Origin of the sequence: Chryseobacterium gregarium DSM 19109 (assembly GCF_000430845.1) — a bacterium.
Classification (GTDB): domain Bacteria; phylum Bacteroidota; class Bacteroidia; order Flavobacteriales; family Weeksellaceae; genus Chryseobacterium; species Chryseobacterium gregarium.
Genome location: NZ_AUMU01000020.1, coordinates 1 through 15,086, shown reverse-complemented (window position 1 = coordinate 15,086; position 15,086 = coordinate 1). Strand labels below are relative to the sequence as shown.

The following is a 15,086-nucleotide window of genomic DNA, read 5'->3' as shown; positions in this document are numbered from 1 at the left end:
GGTTATGCTGATTTATTTTTAATGATGCCTGATGGTTTATTTTAAAACGGTTTCCCCTAAAAGTGTACCCTGTGTATTGTCAAATACAAAAACGTCCACAAGGTCACCAATTTTCTGACCTTCCAACATATCAAATACACATACTGCATTCTGGGAGTTTCTTCCTTTCCATTGGTTTTTATTCTTCTTAGAAATCCCTTCGATTAAAATCTGATGTGTTTTCCCCACATACGTTTTCATCCGCTTTCTCGACAAATCTCCCTGCAATGCAATGACTTCTGCGAGACGCCTTTGTTTTACATCAGCCGGAATATTGTCTTCCATTTTTTTATGGGCAGGCGTTCCCGGTCTTTCCGAGTAGGCAAACATATAACCGTAGTCATACTCCACTTCCCTCATTAAACTTAATGTATCCTGATGGTCTTCTTCCGTTTCGTTGCAGAACCCTATAATCATATCCTGGGAAAATGCGATTTCCGGAACAATTTCTTTAGCTTTTTTAATAAGATCAAGATATTCTTCACGGGTATGCTGCCTGTTCATGGCTTCCAGCATTTTATTGCTTCCGCTCTGAACCGGTAAATGAACGTATTTGCAGATATTATCATGCTTCGCTATCATCCTGAATACTTCCAGGTTCATATCCTGAGGGTTGGAGGTTGAGAACCTGATCCTCATTTCAGGGACTGCTCTGGCAACAAGATCAAGCAATTGAGAGAAACTGACAGCGGTTGCCTGCTGCATTTCCGAGGCTTTAATAAAATCCTTTTTAGGACCGCCTCCGTACCAGAGGTAAGAGTCTACATTCTGTCCCAAAAGGGTAATTTCTTTATATCCGTTACGCCAAAGATCCTTACATTCCTCTAAAATCGAATGCGGGTCGCGGCTTCTTTCCCTGCCTCTTGTAAACGGAACCACACAGAACGTACACATATTATCACAGCCCCTTGTAATGGTTACATAAGCAGTTACCCCATTCCCGCCTAAGCGGACCGGATTGATATCTGCATACGTTTCTTCTTTTGAAAGAATAACGTTGATTGCATCTCTTCCGTCTTCGGTTTCCTTTAAAAGATTCGGTAAATCCCTGTATGCATCAGGACCTACCACAAGGTCAACCAGCTGTTCTTCTTCCAGAAATTTTGTTTTCAGCCTTTCAGCCATGCATCCCAGGACCCCAACCGTCATGCCTGGTTTTTCCTTTTTTAGATTTTTAAACTGGGAAAGACGCATTCTTACGGTCTGTTCCGCTTTTTCACGGATAGAGCAGGTATTCAGAAGAATAAGGTCTGCCTCTTCTATTTTAAGGGTGGTGTTGTATCCCTGTTCGTTAAGAATCGAGGCTACAATTTCGGAATCCGAAAAGTTCATCTGGCAGCCATAGCTTTCCAGGAATAATTTCTTGGAATTGCCGTCGCGTTCTGCGATGGCAAAAGCTTCCCCCTGTTTTGTTTCGTCTATATATTTTTCCTGCACGGTAGTCTTATTTTAAAGGTTAAAGTCTAAGGCTTTTGGGATATCTTCACCTCCGGTTTTGAATCTGAACATTAAACTTTGAACGCATTGAATTTGCAAAGATACAAAATATTGTGACAGAATGGCAGGAGCTTAATTTTAATTAAGCTTCAAATAATAATTGAAATAAAATAATTGAAAATTAAATTAACAGCAGTGATTTTCTCATCTCTTAAGCAGTTTACACCTCCACAAAAATATACAGCAGATTCATCTTTACTTTGCACCGTGAGGTTACCGGCATTGCGTTACAGACAACAGAAATCCGTTTTTTGATTTTCGTAATAACCTATTTCATATCACCAAGAAAATCCTACCATTACTAACTTTGGGGCATTTTCAATATGTGTGCCGTTACCAGGTTGCAAAATTACGTTGAAACATGAAAAAAACTTCGCCGTACAGCGAAGTTTCCTATATTGTTTGTGAAAATTTTAAGCCCTTAAAGGGACCTCCGGATCTTTGCGCCCGGTTTCTTTAAGCAGCAGTGAAACCAGGATCGCCAGAATGATTCCGACGATCCAGAATAAAACGGAATTCTGAAAATGTTCCGTTCCGGGTGCTGTTCCCAAGCTTTTCCCGAACCATCTGCTGAAAACAGGACTTAATAAAGTCGTTACCCCGAACGTAATAAAATTAATAGCTCCTGTTGCGCTTCCTTTTACAAAATCAGGATTAGCTTCTTTGATGACCGAATAAGGGATCATGGCAGCACCGGATCCGAGACCTAGTATAAACATGCTTATTTTCGCAGGATATAATTCCGGCAGGAATATCAGCTGCAGCAGGCTCAGGATCATTATAAGCGCTCCTCCTACAAGCACAGGCTTCCGCCTTCCGATCTTATCAGTGATAAATCCCAAAAGCGGACACCCGAATACCCATCCGAATGCTACCATTGCACTCGTGATGGCTGCTTCGGAAAAAGTAAACAGTTTATCTTTCTGAAAAAAAGCAACCGCCCAGGTCATTGCAAAAATAGTAGTGGGGGCAAACAGTAATCCTGATATGATTCCGCACAGCCATGACTGCGGGTTCTTAAACACAATTTTATACGGCTCAAGGTATCCTACAGGCTTTGATTCCGTTTCGCCGGGTTTTTCCTCTTTTTTTTCTTTCGGAATAACAAAGAACAGGCAGAACGCTGTAATAACAGTCGCAATACCTGACCAGAGCCAGAATGAGTTTATGTTTATCCCCTGTTCAACCCAGGGCCCTACAATAAACTGGCCTGCAGTTCCGCCCAGCATTCCTATACATTGGGTAAAACCAATCGCGGTGGCCAGGGATTTGGAAGAAAACCCTTTGCTCGCCAGATATACACAGCCCGGAAAAGCAAACGCACAGCCGGCTCCCTGTAACAATCTTCCGGTAATTCCCGCAACCTGGCTTGAGAGTAAGAATAAAAGACATCCAATCCCCAGGATCAGTGTTCCGATGAAAAGAGACCTTTTGCTGCCGAACTTATCCAGCGCAATGCCGGCAATAAGGCTGCAGGTAGAATATGTATAATAATACGTTCCCACCATATTGATCAGCTTCAGTTCGGTCGTATTGAAATTATTAACCAGTTCAGGAATCATGACTGCCGGTGCAGACCTGATCACATAATCCAGGAAATAAAAAACCAGCCCGAAAATCCAGGCAATGATATACAGTCTCTTCAGGGAGTCAGTCATTACAGAATATCTTTAATATGTTTATAGTTGCTTTTTACTGTATCCAAGGCTTCTTCCATTTTCCCGCCGAGCATCAGCTGGGTCATCGCTTTAGTCATTCCCAGTACCTGCTCAAGCTCCACTTTCGGAGGCAGAGCCAGTGCATTAGGATTAGTAAAAATATTTAAAAGGTACGGACCGTTATAATCAAGACATTCCTTAATGGCATTTTCAACGTCTTCAGGTTTGTTGACATTTTTCCCGGGATAACCCATCACCTGAGCAAGCATGGCAAAATCAGGATTTACCATATCCGTTTCATTATCCGGCATTCCTCCGACTTCCATTTCCAGCTTTACCATTCCCAAGGACCTGTTGTTAAATACAATCAGCTTTACAGGAAGTTTATACTGAAAAATGGTTGCCATATCTCCCAACAGCATCGATAAGCCGCCGTCGCCACAAATGGCAATGACCTGCCTTTCCGGATGGGCAAGAGCCGCACCAATTGCCATCGGCATAGCGTTCGCCATAGATCCGTGATTAAACGAGCCGAGCATTTTCCGTTCACCTGTTCCCGTAATATACCTGGCACCCCAAACACAGCACATTCCGGTATCAACGGTAAAAACAGCATCATGTTTTGCTAATTTATCCAAAGTATGGGTCACAAATTCCGGCTGGATGGCATCTTCAGTGCCAGGATCATTTACATAGGTTAGCTGTCCTTCTTTTACTTTTTCATAAAACTCCAGCTGCTGATTCAGGAAATCGATATCTTTTTTTTCTTGCAACAGAGGCAACAGCGCTTTTATGGTTTCTTTGACATCACCGGTAAGCCCAAGCTCCAGTTTTGCCCTCCTGCCCAGCCGTTCAGCACTTTCATCAATCTGCACGATTTTATTTTTTACCGGCATGAATTTCTGATACGGGAAATCGGTCCCCAGAAGAATTAGCAAATCGGCTTCATGCATGGCATGGTAAGCGGAAGGAAGCCCCAAAAGGCCCGTTAATCCTATTTCATTAGGATTATTCGGCTGGATAGCCATTTTTCCCCTGAAAGAATATCCCACAGGCGCTTTCAAATATTTTGACAACTGTATCACTTCAGCCGCTGCTTTTTCAGCACCTATTCCACAGTAGAGGGTCACTTTTTCACTTCCGTTAATCAGATCAGCCAGACTCTTCAGTTCTTCATCAGAAGGCCGGATCACCGGATTGGTTTTAAAAATTTTATTGGAAGTCACCGCTTCTTCCGCATTGAGTTCGGAAACATCCCCGGGAAGACCGATCACAGAAACCCCTTTCTTGGAAATCGCATGCTGAATAGCCGTCTGCATAATTCTCTGCACCTGTTCAGGTCGGGTGATCATCTGGTTGTAGTGGCTGCAGTCATCAAACAATTTTATGGTATTGGTTTCCTGAAAATAGTCCATTCCCATTTCTTCGCTTGGAATGGTAGAGGCAATCACCAGCATCGGAAGATGCGAACGGTGCGCTTCGTAAACACCGTTAATCAGATGAACATGCCCCGGTCCGCAGCTTCCCGCACATACTGCAAATCCATCAAGTTCCGCTTCAGCCGCGGCCGCAAAAGCACCGACTTCTTCATGCCGTACATGGATCCACTCAATACTGCTTTTTTTAACGGCTATATTGAGGTGATTCAGACTGTCTCCTGTTACTGCATAGATTCTTTTCACATTTGCATTTTCGAGCATTTCCACGATCTGCTCTGCTATATTTTTTGCCATAATTGATATTTTGATCTTGGTTTCAGAATAAAGATTTAAAGCTGTAAAGATTATGCCATTATCCCGTTTCAAAGCGCAATAATGTTTAAAGCTTATTTATAAAAAAAACTTTGCGATGTCATACCGCAAAGTCCTTTATATTTTTAACCATTAATTACGCCTGTCATCACTGGTGAAATTTATTCTATCATCAATAGACTTATAATCTCTTGAAAAACTCAGATCAACTAAAATTCTCTCTTTTCTGCCTGAGGCAAACTTTTTTTGCATTCTCAAGATATCTCTTTTTATCGCTCTTACAAAAGACAGATCGTCCACTGCCGGCAAAATATTGATGTCAGAAATTTCACCCTTTTTATCAATAGTAAAATCAAGTTTAAAATCACCTAACACCTGATAATTATTTGCGGTATACTGTAAGTTTCCTGAAAGATTCTGTTTAAACGCTTCAAAACCTTTAGGATAAACTTTTTCAATCTGGTTCCTATTAGCGCTGATGTCGATTTGAGTATTATGCTGACAGAATGCAAAAGCAAAACTTATAACAGCCAGCACAGAAAGTATTTTTTTCATAAAATTTGGTATTTAGTTTCATAAAGATACTTTCTTTTCCAAAAATCTACAATACTTCAATCTGATTTCTGAGAAGATCTTCAAACTCGTCCCTTTTACGGATCAGATGGGCTTTTCCGTCCAGGAAAAGGACTTCTGCCGGCTTCAATCTGGAATTAAAGTTGGAGCTCATTTCAAAACCATAGGCTCCTGCATTATAAAAAGCCAGAATATCGCCTTCCCTCACTTCATTCAGCTTTCTGTCCCATGCGAAAGTATCCGTTTCACAGATATTTCCGACCACGGTATAAATTCTTTCTGCACCTTTCGGGTTTGATAAATTATCGATGGCATGGTAAGAATCATAGAACATCGGGCGGATCAGATGGTTGAAGCCTGAGTTCACGCCTACGAAAACCGTTGCGGTTGTTTGCTTGATGACATTGGCCTTTACCAGAAGGTATCCGCTTTTTCCTACCAGAAATTTTCCCGGTTCAAACCACAATTCAAATTTTCTTCCCGTTGATTTTGAAAATTCGGAGATTACTTTTTCCACTTTTTTCCCTAAAGTTTTGACATCCGTTTCTTCTTCGCTGTCCTGATAAGGAATTTTGAATCCGCTTCCCATATCCAGATATTTCAGGTTCGGGAAATGCTCGGCAAGCTCAAGCATAATATCTAATGCCTGAAGGAAAACGTCAGGATCTTTGATCTCGCTTCCCGTATGCATGTGAAGACCTTCCACATTCAGGTTGGTGCTCTTCATCACTCTTTCGATATGACGGACCTGATGAATGGAAATACCGAATTTACTGTCGATATGTCCCGTTGAAATTTTATAGTTGCCGCCGGCAAAGATATGCGGATTGATCCTTACTAAAATCGGGTACGTATTTCCGTATTTGTTCCCGAACTGTTCAAGAATAGAAATGTTATCAATGTTGATGTGCACGCCCAGCATCATGGCCTGCTCAATTTCAGCCAGGTCTACACAGTTGGGGGTAAACAGTATTGTTTCTTTAGTAAACCCTGCCTTCAGGCCTAATTTCACTTCGTTGATTGATACACAGTCCAAAGAAGCACCCAGATTCTTGATGTATTTTAAAATATTGATATTGGTCAGTGCTTTTGCAGCATAGAAGAACTTAGTATGTTTTAAAAAAGAAGAGGTCAGTTTCTCATATTGAGTTTTAATAGATTCAGCATCATAAACATATATCGGTGTGCCAAACTCATTGGCAATCTGTAACAAATCCTGTGAATTCATAAGTAATAAGGTTAAACTTCTTTTCTGATTAATAAAATACAAAGGTAATAACAAATGGTTTATATTTTAAAATCAATTACGTAGAACATTATACTTAAAATTTACCTTTCTGAAGAATAAAAAACTTATAAAATTCCATAAATAGTTTTTTATTTTAACAATATCTCAAATGGCCGACTAGCTGTCAAGGCATAATTATGAGGAAATAACAGTTAATTATGATGATTAAATCAAGATATTTTATTGTGAGACTACAAACAACAAATTCCTGAAGACAATTTATTAATTCCTTCTATGTATTGACACAGGTTTATGAGAATCAGTTTATTTAGGCAGCGGAAGCGTTTCAAAATCACCCCGGATCAGGGCAAGCTGCAGTTCATTACTAAGATCTGACGACTGAAACAACAGATCGATTTTCAGCTTAGAAAGTTTGCTTAAGGTCTGGATCTGGGTAAAGAGTTCATAAAATCCGTAAGAAGCCACTTTACCGTTTTCGATGATTAAAAATAATTTTTCACCCAGTTTTCTTCCCGGTCCCAGCCAGAGTTCATTCTTTCTCCTGAAATTAATTTTATTTTTAAAAGCTTCAACATTATTATATTCTTCCAATTTATCGATAAAGTGGACGGCTTTTGAACCTTGGGTAAAAGATTTGAATTTGAGGATCGGCTTTTCGTCTTTATTCAGTTTGTTTTTTTCTACGATGTACCTGCCATTTCGGTGATAAAGCCCGAACGGAAGAATTTCCCTCCTCCTGATTCCTTTTGAATTTAAAATCAGCTTGGCGATAATATCCGTTCCGGTAAGATCATAATTGATCTGTTCCACGTCTTTCTGAACGGGTTCCCATCTTTTGGACTTGGAATTAAAGACTTTTTTTGAAAATTTATTGATATCCTGAACATGATCCGAGAAAATAATTTTCCCCGATTCGTCCTGAAAATAAACAAAACCTTTTTCGTTAGGAAGATCCTGTGTGAGCACTTTGATCTTGTTGATATAAGTCTTGGCATTGGATTCCTCATGATGCTCCTGGATAATCTCGTTCCCGGTATCTTTTAAAACCAGCAGTTTAAAAAGCTCCAGAGTTGCTCTTGCATCACCATCCGCCCGGTGATGGTTGGTAAGAGGAATCCCGAGGGATCTTACGAGTTTTCCAAGGGAATAGCTTACCTCATCCGGAATCAGCTTCTTCGCTAACGGAATGGTATCTAATGTGTTGATCTTATAATCATAGCCTAACCTCTGAAAAGACTGGCGCAGCATTCTGTAATCAAAATCAATATTGTGCCCGACCAATGTTGTATTGGCTGTAATTTCAATCACCCTTTTGGCTATTTCATGAAATTTAGGAGCGGCCTTGACCATTTTCGGGGTAATATTGGTCAGCTTCTGTACGAAAGGCGTAATGTCACTTTCAGGATTGACTAAGGAAATAAACTGGTCTACAATTTTCTGCCCGTCATACCTGTAAATAGCAATATCTATAATGCATTCTTTCCTGTAACCTGCACCATTGCTTTCTATATCGATAATTGAATACATTTAAATCTATACAAATTTCTCTTGATTAATTTCATACTGTTGTTATCAAACTAAAGCCTGATTAACGATAGATTAATAACACAACTTATGCCATATATGATGCCGCCCTGATGATTGAGGATCCTACTGAACCTTAAAGAAACAGCAAAAAGCAAATGCCGCCCGCAAAATCATTCCGGATCTGCTGAAGGCATCCTGCTAAAATAACAAAAATTCTACAATTATCTCCTTCTTCCTCCCAATCCCTGCATTCCGAAAATAGCTTTGGCACCTTCACGTATTAAGGTACCGGTAAAAGTCCTTCCTGCTTTACTCTGCAGAATCTGTTCAAACATTCCGGGCTCTTCTTTCACAGGCTTTGTTTTCTGGCCCGGAGCGGGTTTCTGTGCTGCCGTTTCCATTCTTTTAACAAGAATCTCATAAGCCGATTCATTATCCTCCGGTTTTTCATATTTGGCAACAAGGGCTGACCTGCCTGTCAGTTCATTTATTTCCGCATCATTCAGAACATCCATTCTGGATTCGGGTGAAATCAGGTAGGTATGAACCAGCGGTGTCGGGATTCCCTTTTCATCCAGAGCCGTAATAAAGGCTTCGCCGATCCCCAGGTTCTGAATTAATGTTGAAGCATTATAAAATTCCGTTTCAGGATAATTTTCCACTGCTTTAGAGATTTCTTTTTTGTCTTTTGCCGTAAACCCTCTGAGGGCATGCTGGATCTTTAATCCTAACTGGGAAAGCACTGCTTCCGGAACATCCCCGGGAATCTGGGTAATAAAATAAATCCCGACCCCTTTGGAGCGGATCAGCTTTACCATGGTTTCGATCTGGGAAACCAGCGCTTTGGAAGATTCATCAAAAATAAGATGGGCTTCATCAATGAACAGAACCAGTTTGGGCTTTCCGCTATCTCCTTCTTCAGGAAAAGTCATATAAATTTCCGCAAAAAGAGAAAGCATGAAGGTAGAAAACAGCTGCGGCTTGCTCTGAATATCCGCTACCCGCAAAATATTGACTACCCCTTTTCCGTCCCTGGTCTGAAGCAGGTCATGAACATCAAAGCTTAATTCACCGAAGAAGCCCGAAGCACCCTGCTGCTCCAAAGCAACAATCGATCTTAGAATCGCGCCTAAAGAAGATGAGGAAATAGAACCGTAGTCTGACGAAAGCTCCACTTTTCCCTGTGGATTTTCCGTGACATACTGCAAAACCTTTTTCAGGTCGTTCATATCAATCAAAGGCAGCCCCTTATCATCACAATATTTAAAAACAATGGACATAATGCTCTGCTGCGTTTGATTCAGCTGTAAAATTTTACTCAATAAAACCGGGCCGAATTCCGTAACCGTAGCTCTCAGTTTTACGCCTCTTGCCCCGGAAATTGTCATTAATTCTACCGGAAACGGCTGTGGGGTATAAGGAAGCTGCGTTTTTGCATACCGTTCTTTAATGGCAGGATTCTCAGTTCCTGCTTCTGCAATCCCTGAGAGATCACCCTTAATATCCAGTACCAGAGAAGGGATGCCCTGATGGGAAAGCTGTTCCGCAAAAACCTGTAGGGTTTTGGTTTTCCCAGTTCCCGTTGCCCCTGCAACAAGCCCGTGGCGGTTAATGGTCTTTAACGGAACCGAAACATTGACCTCGGTAATGACTTCTCCATCCAGCATTGCTTTTCCTAATATAATACATTCTTCTTTCGGAGTATATTTTGTGTTGAGCTCTTCAATAAATTGTGTTTTATCTGCCATTTTTTCTTTTTTAACTTATAAATATAAATTTTTCCAGTAGATTTCTCAAAGAAATCCAATGATGATTAATTTCAGGGATCAGCATTCAATAATAAGCTTATCTAGGGACTAAAATTTTGAAATATCGGAGGTTACTAGAATAAATAATACTTTATAGATGTATTCTATCAATATAGATTTCTTAATTTTAATATAATTTAAAAAATAAAACACGATTTTTGTACATCAATAACATTAAACCGTTACACTATATAATGAAAGTCGAACAAATATATACCGGATGTCTGGCTCAAGGTGCATACTATATCGTATCTGAAAATGAAGCTGTGATCATTGATCCTCTAAGAGAAATAAAACCCTATCTGGATCGTCTGGAAAAAGATAATGTCGCTTTAAAATATATTTTTGAAACCCATTTCCATGCAGATTTTGTCTCGGGACATCTTGACCTCAGCAGGAAAACAGGGGCTCCTATCGTGTACGGACCTACGGCACAGCCTGAATTTGAAGCTATTATTGCAGAAGACAGCCAGATTTTTGAAATCGGGAATATCAAAATAAAAGTACTTCATACGCCCGGCCATACCATGGAAAGCACCACGTATCTTCTGATGGATGAGTCCGGTGTTGAAACCGCAATTTTTACCGGTGACACCTTGTTTCTGGGTGATGTGGGCAGACCTGATCTTGCCCAGAAAGCCACCAATCTTACGCAGGAAGATCTTGCCGGAATCTTATATGACAGCCTCCATACGAAAATTATGCCTCTGGACGACAGCATTACGGTATACCCTGCCCACGGTGCAGGTTCGGCCTGCGGGAAAAACATGCAGAAAGAAACCGTTGATATTTTAGGCAATCAGAAAAGAACGAATTATGCTCTGAATCAGCCGGATAAAGAGTCTTTTGTCAAAGAGGTTCTGGACGGGCTTACCGCGCCACCCAAATATTTCGGAATGAATGTCGCCATGAATAAAAGCGGTTATGAAAGTCTCGACGCTGTGATGGATAAAGGCCTGACAGAAATTGCGGCTGATGATTTTGAAGCATACGCAGAAGAAACCGGAGCGTTGGTTTTAGATACAAGAAATGCGGCTGAATTCTGCAAAGGATTTATCCCTAATTCTATAAATATCGGGTTGAAGGGGGATTTTGCCCCTTGGGTGGGAACATTAATTGTTGATGTACGGCACCCTTTACTACTGGTTACTGATGAAGGAACGGAAGAAGAGACCATTACAAGACTGAGCCGTGTAGGCTTCGATAATGTAGTGGGATACCTGAAAGGCGGCTTTGCAGCCTGGAAAAACAGCGGGAAAGAAACGGATGAAGTGAAAAGAATTTCTCCCACAGAATTTGCAGAACGGTTTACCGAACATTCAAAAGTTATTGACGTCCGTAAAATATCGGAATATTCTGCGGAGCATATTGACAATGCTTACAACAAGCCTTTGGATATGATCAGTGAATGGGTGAAGACCATTGACGATTCCGAGCATTTCTTTTTACACTGTGCAGGAGGCTACAGGAGCATGATTGCCGCCAGCATCCTTAATTCACACGGAATCAGAAACTTTACTGAAATTGAAGGCGGTTTCGGCGGAATTAAAAAAGCAGAAAAGTTCCCGACTTCAGATTTTGTCTGCCAGTCAAAAGTATTATAATAAACGATGAATAAGAAAGGATGTGCTTATGACAATCCTCTATTAAAATTCTAAATAAAAACCAAACTATGTCACAAAAATTTCAGGAAATTATCAATTCAGAAAGACCTGTCTTAATAGATTTCTTTGCTACCTGGTGCCAGCCTTGTAAAGTACAGTCTTCGGTTCTCAATACCGTAAAGGAAAACGTGGGCGAAAGTGCAAGAATCATCAAAGTGGATGTTGACCAATATCCTGCTATAGCTTCTCAGTACGGAGTTCGCGGAGTACCAACCTTAGCCGTGTTCAAAAAAGGAGAATTGTTATATAAAGAAAGTGGCGTGCATGATGTAAATCGATTGACGCAACTTTTAGAACAATATATTTAGGTTTAGTTAAAAGAATATAAGTTTATTCACGTAGATTTTCACAAATTTTATTCTCAATTATCTGTGAAAATCTGCGTCATCTGTGGGAAATTTAATTTTAAACTTGATTTAAACCTAAAATTTCAAAATCATCACGGTCATTCAGAAACTGGAAGTGGCTTCTAAAATCTCTTAATTCTTCGCTATTTAATTCCGTGGTAATGATATTTCCGCTTTTTTCAGAAATTTCTTTTCCGTCTGCAAAGAAACAGTGCGAACTTTCCCGATAGAAAAGATCATTTCCATCAGTCCCGATCCTGTTTAAACCGAAAACATACGACAGGTTTTCAATCGCTCTGGCTTTCAGCAAATGCTCCCAGGCTTCCACTCTTTTTTCCGGCCAGTTGGCCACATACAGAATAATGTCGTAATCATCATTGTTTCTCGCAAAAACAGGAAAGCGCAGATCATAGCATACCTGCAATAAAAACCTGAAGCCTTTATAATTGACAATTACCCGTTCTTTTCCTCTGGAATATACTTTATCTTCTCCTGAAAAAGAAAATAAATGACGCTTGTCATAAGAATCAACACGGGAATCCGGCTGCACAAAATACATTCTGTTGTAAAACTTCCCTTTTTCTTCTACCGGCGCACTTCCACAGAAAGCAGCATTCTTTTCCTGGGACATCTTCTTTAAAAACGCAAGGGATTCCTGGTCTCTGTCGGATACTTCAGAAGCATCCATACAAAAGCCTGTCGAAAACATTTCCGGCAGAAGAAAAACATCCGCTTCTTCATTCTGCAGTTCTTTTTCTATGAGTTGAAAGTTAGCGGTTTTATCTTTCCAGATAATATCCGAATTCAGACCTGTGATCTTCATAATTATATTAAAAACTTCCTTAAAAATACGCTTTTTACATGAGTACGGTTTTATTTTTGCTGCAAATATTATCTCAATACAATCTGAAAAGTATAATTTATGAAGAAAGTGGTTTTTATCCTGATGCTGGTCTTTGCAGGCACAGCCGCAGATGCACAGGCATGGACAGGAAAAGGGGATCAGAAAATCAATGCGGGAGTAAGCACATGGGGTTACGGAACGGGAATTACGGGTACCTATGACTATGGCCTGAATAATCTGATCTCTGTGGGTGGCGGACTGAATGCCTATTTTGACAATTATAAAGATAATAACAATGATAACCGGGTTTTTGTTTTTGGAAGACTGAATTTCCATCTGAAAGAGGCGCTGCAGTTGCCTGAAAAACTGGATATCTATCCGGGTATTGATGTGGGCGTTGTAGGAAGTGATTTCGGGCTTGGGGCTCATATCGGGGCACGATACTTTTTTACTGACAGAATCGGGGTTTTTGCAGAAGTCGGCAACAATGGCAGTCTCGGCGTTTCCATTAATTTATAAGACCTCATCATATTATATGACAAAGCTTCCTGAAACGGGAAGCTTTTTATTTGGCATCCTTTTGATAATTGTTACCTTTGCAAATTAAACCTAAAAAGCATTAATGGAAATAGCAATCAAACTGTTTCAATTTATATTGAGCATTTCTATCTTAGTAATTCTTCATGAACTGGGGCATTTCTTACCGGCAAAATACTTTAAGACGAAAGTTGAAAAATTCTATCTTTTCTTTGATCCCTGGTTTTCTCTGGCTAAGAAAAAAATCGGTGAGACCGAATACGGCATCGGTTGGCTTCCTTTCGGAGGGTATGTAAAAATCGCCGGAATGGTGGATGAAAGCATGGACACCGAACAACTGAAGCAACCCGCCCAGCCATGGGAGTTCAGAGCTAAACCGGCCTGGCAAAGGCTGATCATCATGTTGGGAGGCGTGACAGTCAACTTCTTTCTTGCCTGGGTAATTTACAGTTCTCTTTCTTTTTTTAACGGGGAAATGTATACTGACCTTACCAAATTCAATAATGGTATCGGAGTAACGGATGCCGGCAGAAAAATGGGATTCCAGAGCGGAGACAAAATCATCAGCATCGACGGAAAGCCGGCTGAACGACTGGAAAATGCATCCATTAACATTTTGCTGGGTGATTATGTAACCGTACTCAGAAACGGAAAGGAAGTAACTTTCCCAATCGAGAAAGACGGGGTCGCAGATGTTCTGAAGCAAAAAGAGGCAAAAATGTATATTACCCCAAGGTTTCCGATGACTATTGATTCTTTGGTTACGCCAACTGCAAAATCTTCCGGACTGTTAAAAGGCGACAAGGTAGTTGCGGTCAACGGAAAACAGACCCTGTTCTTTGATGAAGTAGGAGTTGTTTTAAATGAAAACAAAGGAAAAACGGTACAGATTGATGTATTAAGAAACGGAAAACCTGAGACCGTTGCTACACCTGTAGATAAAAACGGAAAATTAGGTGTGGCTGTTGACCAGAAAAGTATTGCCGGCGTTATTACCGATAAAAAATATTCTTTCGGAGAAGCCATCCCGAGAGGTTTCGTGAGGACTATCGAAGCTTTAACCATGCAGGTAAAGCAGTTTAAAATCATGTTCAACTCGAAGATCCAGGGGTATAAGAATGTCGGCGGACCGATTGCCATTGTGAAAAACATGCCGGTTGACAGAGATGCAAACGGTGATGTTTCCATTAATTGGGCTGCCTTCTGGAGTTTCACCGCGATGTTCTCCGTATGGCTTGCCTTTTTAAATTTAATTCCGATCCCGGGATTAGATGGCGGACATGTTATTTTTACTTTGTATGAAATGATTGTCGGAAAACCGGTTCCTCAGAAAGTACTGGAAAATGCCCAAATGATCGGGGTTATCTTCCTGTTAGGATTGATGTTACTGATTTTCGGAAACGATATTTTTAAGATAATTACCGATAAATTTTAAAAAATTTAAAATTATCTGTAAAAAATTTGCGTGGCTTAAATATCCGTCCTATATTTGCACCACTTAAAAAACGAAGGACATTCCTCCTTAGCTCAGTTGGTTAGAGCATCTGACTGTTAATCAGAGGGTCGCTGGTTCGAGCCCAGCAGGAGGAGCC

Annotated in this window: 12 protein-coding genes and 1 tRNA gene; 5 read left to right on the top strand and 8 right to left on the bottom strand. The window is 40.5% G+C overall.

The window, feature by feature from the left end:
- Positions 1–36 precede the first annotated feature (36 nt).
- The 7 genes from miaB to H561_RS0118430 all read right to left on the bottom strand — a co-directional run bounded on the left by miaB (position 37) and on the right by H561_RS0118430 (position 10,042).
- A complete protein-coding gene (gene miaB, locus H561_RS0118460) occupies positions 37–1,476 on the bottom strand; it encodes a tRNA (N6-isopentenyl adenosine(37)-C2)-methylthiotransferase MiaB (protein WP_027388342.1) in 1,440 nt (479 codons plus the stop codon).
- Between the two features lie 473 nt (positions 1,477–1,949).
- Entirely contained in the window at positions 1,950–3,194 is a 1,245-nt protein-coding gene (locus H561_RS0118455) for an MFS transporter (RefSeq protein WP_027388341.1), read from the bottom strand.
- A complete protein-coding gene (locus H561_RS0118450; RefSeq protein ID WP_027388340.1) occupies positions 3,194–4,927 on the bottom strand; it encodes a thiamine pyrophosphate-dependent enzyme in 1,734 nt (577 codons plus the stop codon). The genes H561_RS0118455 and H561_RS0118450 overlap by 1 nt, the downstream gene beginning before the upstream one ends.
- Positions 4,928–5,077: 150 nt before the next feature.
- Positions 5,078–5,500, bottom strand: a complete 423-nt coding sequence (locus tag H561_RS0118445) for a hypothetical protein (protein ID WP_027388339.1) — start codon at positions 5,498–5,500, stop codon at positions 5,078–5,080.
- Between the two features lie 46 nt (positions 5,501–5,546).
- Complete coding sequence (gene lysA / locus H561_RS0118440; RefSeq protein WP_027388338.1) at positions 5,547–6,746, bottom strand: diaminopimelate decarboxylase; 1,200 nt, start codon at positions 6,744–6,746, stop codon at positions 5,547–5,549.
- 324 nt (positions 6,747–7,070) lie between these two features.
- Positions 7,071–8,294 (bottom strand): 3'-5' exonuclease, encoded by a 1,224-nt coding sequence (locus tag H561_RS0118435; protein ID WP_027388337.1) that lies wholly within the window; start codon positions 8,292–8,294, stop codon positions 7,071–7,073.
- Positions 8,295–8,515: 221 nt separating this feature from the next.
- Positions 8,516–10,042 (bottom strand): helicase HerA-like domain-containing protein, encoded by a 1,527-nt coding sequence (locus H561_RS0118430; RefSeq protein ID WP_027388336.1) that lies wholly within the window; start codon positions 10,040–10,042, stop codon positions 8,516–8,518.
- Between the two features lie 254 nt (positions 10,043–10,296).
- On the opposite strand from H561_RS0118430, the gene H561_RS0118425 reads away from it, so the two are divergent.
- A complete protein-coding gene (locus H561_RS0118425; RefSeq protein WP_027388335.1) occupies positions 10,297–11,706 on the top strand; it encodes an MBL fold metallo-hydrolase in 1,410 nt (469 codons plus the stop codon).
- A 68-nt stretch (positions 11,707–11,774) separates the two neighbouring features.
- Positions 11,775–12,074 carry a thioredoxin family protein gene (locus H561_RS0118420; protein ID WP_027388334.1) on the top strand — a complete coding sequence of 100 codons (300 nt, stop codon included), beginning with the start codon at positions 11,775–11,777 and terminating at the stop codon, positions 12,072–12,074.
- A 97-nt stretch (positions 12,075–12,171) separates the two neighbouring features.
- On the opposite strand, the gene H561_RS0118415 is transcribed toward H561_RS0118420, so the two are convergent.
- Entirely contained in the window at positions 12,172–12,936 is a 765-nt protein-coding gene (locus H561_RS0118415; protein WP_027388333.1) for a nitrilase-related carbon-nitrogen hydrolase, read from the bottom strand.
- Between the two features lie 99 nt (positions 12,937–13,035).
- On the opposite strand from H561_RS0118415, the gene H561_RS0118410 reads away from it, so the two are divergent.
- From H561_RS0118410 to H561_RS0118400, 3 genes are all read left to right on the top strand, one after another.
- On the top strand, positions 13,036–13,476 hold the full coding sequence (locus H561_RS0118410) for a DUF6646 family protein (protein ID WP_027388332.1): 441 nt from the start codon (positions 13,036–13,038) through the stop codon (positions 13,474–13,476).
- A 103-nt stretch (positions 13,477–13,579) separates the two neighbouring features.
- Positions 13,580–14,929: an RIP metalloprotease RseP gene (rseP, locus tag H561_RS0118405; RefSeq protein WP_027388331.1), complete on the top strand. Its 1,350-nt coding sequence runs from the start codon at positions 13,580–13,582 to the stop codon at positions 14,927–14,929.
- A gap of 81 nt (positions 14,930–15,010) precedes the next feature.
- A tRNA-Asn gene (locus tag H561_RS0118400) sits at positions 15,011–15,084 on the top strand.
- Positions 15,085–15,086 lie beyond the last annotated feature (2 nt).